Source organism: Leptolyngbya sp. FACHB-36 (assembly GCF_014695955.1).
Taxonomy (GTDB): Bacteria; Cyanobacteriota; Cyanobacteriia; order Leptolyngbyales; family Leptolyngbyaceae; genus FACHB-36.
In genome coordinates, this window is the sequence record NZ_JACJPG010000078.1 from 1 (window position 1) to 2113 (window position 2113).

Sequence of the window (2113 nt, forward strand, 5' to 3'; positions counted from 1 at the left end):
GACGAACCCACCGCTGCCCTCGGCGTTGTCCAAACCCGCCAAGTGCTGAACCTAATTCTGCGCTTGAAGGAGCAGGGTCTTGCCGTTGTGGTGATCTCGCACAACTTGCACGACGTGTTTGAAGTGGTCGATCGCATCGTCGTGATGCGGTTGGGACAGCGTGCCGCCACCTTCCGCCTCAGCGACCCCACCACCACCCGCGAGCGCGTTGTCGGAGCCATCACCGGGGCTGAATCTAGCGTGGCTCCGCCACAGGCGCACGTCTAAGCGAATCGCGATTCGCTCTCACTCCTCACTCTTCATTCCTGACTCAAACAATGACTCTCGATCGAAATCCTGCTCCTACGGAGAATAGGGCAGCCTCTGAGCCTCTCACAGGCGCGGAACCTCATCCGCCTGCCCCGAAAGGTCGGTTTAGTTTGCGATCGCTGATGCGCGGCGATTTGGGATTTTTGCCTGTTTTGCTGACGCTAGGGCTGATCGCGCTGTACTTCCAAATCACCACTAACGGTGTGTTCTTTCAAGCACGAAATCTCACGAACCTGACGCAGCAAATTGTGGTGATTAGCATTCTTAGCACGGCGGCGGTTTTGGTGCTGCTGCTGGGCGAGATTGATTTGAGTTTGGCCGCGGTGGCGCAGGCGTGTGCCGCCGTCATGGCAACGCTATCGGTGTATCAAAGCTGGAATGCGTGGGCGGCGATCGGCGCTGCCTTACTCGTCGGCGCGGTGATCGGCCTGATCAACGGGTTCTTCGTCGCGGTGCTGCGAGTGCCGTCGTTTATCGTCACGCTGGCAGGATCGATCGGCTATGCCGGACTGCTGCTGCTGGTGATGGGGCGGCAAAGCACCTTAATCGTGCGCGACCCGACGATTCGTTCCCTTGCGCCTACGTACCTCGACCCAGCGCTGAGCTGGGGCATTCCCCTCATCGTGGTGGGGCTGTACGCTGCCGGACTCTGGTTCGAGCAGCAGCGACGAGCACGAGTGGGACTGAGCACCCGATCGACCGGAAAGCTAGTAGCACAAATCGCGGGCGTGCTTGCCCTCACGATTCTGGTCGTGTTTCTGTTCCAGTCCTATCAGGGCGTACCGCAGGCCGTGCTGATTTCTCTCGGCATCATCCTGGTATTCTGGCTGCTGCTGCGGAAAACACCGTTCGGACGGCACCTCTACGCCGTGGGCGGCAGCGCTGAAGCGGCTCGACGCGCGGGCATCAACGTTGTCGGCATGAAGATCATCGTGTTCACTCTGGCATCGACGTTGGCAGCGGTGGCTGGAATTATGCTGACCTCGCGCAGTACCGCAGTGGCAACGCAGATTAGCGCGACGCTGCTGCTAAACGCGATCGCTGCCGCTGTGATTGGCGGTGTTAGCTTGTTTGGTGGACGCGGCTCCGTTTGGGCGGTGGTGCTGGGTGCGCTGGTGATAGGCAGTCTGGACAACGGTTTGGACTTGCTGAACCAGGATCAGAGCGTCAAGAACATCGTTCAAGGCGCGGTGCTGGTGCTGGCAGTCACGGCTGATGCGCTGGTGCGGCGATCGAATCCCGTACGGGGTCGCTGACCCAGTTTGACGATGATTTAAGCCGATATGCTGCCGTGTTTACAGAAAACACGGCAGCTTCTAGCAGTTCTCATTGTGGAAATTCAATCAACGAGTTGCTTGGGTTGGACGATGTCTAGAGAACTCGATCACCAAAATAGCGGAATAGATGTCCGTAGTGAGAGTTGTTTTTTTTGCCGCTTTGCCCGTCAATCAACCCTGATGCTAGTCTGTGGATAGCCTCGTAGAAGCACAGCGTGGATGCCCAAGAAAGTTCGAGAATTAAAGCAGGCAATCGCCAAAGCGGGTTATACGCTGCTGAAAAAGCGAGGCAAGGGAAGTCATACGTTCTGGGTGCATTCCTCATTACCAGAAGATCCGTTGGTGATCCCTGGAAACGATGGAGAGGATGCGCCTAGATACCTTGAAAAAGAAGTTGAGAGAGTGTTGCAGAAGCTAGCAGATCTGGAGAAGGAATGATGCCGCATTACAGCGTACTGATTCAGTGGTCTGAGGAAGATCAGCTTTACCTAGTCCACTTACCAGAGTTTCCAGCACAGCATTTCGTT

2 protein-coding genes and 2 pseudogenes are annotated in these 2113 nt (G+C 56.7%); all 4 read left to right on the plus strand.

The features are described 5' to 3' along the window. Positions 1-267 (plus strand): annotated as a pseudogene (locus H6F43_RS01070) (sugar ABC transporter ATP-binding protein); the annotation flags it as partial. 50 nt (positions 268-317) lie between these two features. Continuing rightward, a complete protein-coding gene (locus H6F43_RS01075; protein ID WP_190340178.1) occupies positions 318-1565 on the plus strand; it encodes an inner-membrane translocator in 1248 nt (415 codons plus the stop codon). 240 nt (positions 1566-1805) lie between these two features. Beyond that, positions 1806-2024, plus strand: coding sequence for a type II toxin-antitoxin system HicA family toxin (locus tag H6F43_RS01080; protein WP_190340179.1), 219 nt, complete (start codon positions 1806-1808; stop codon positions 2022-2024). Continuing rightward, positions 2021-2113: pseudogene (locus tag H6F43_RS22890) on the plus strand (type II toxin-antitoxin system HicB family antitoxin); the annotation flags it as partial. The gene H6F43_RS01080 and the pseudogene H6F43_RS22890, both read left to right, overlap by 4 nt.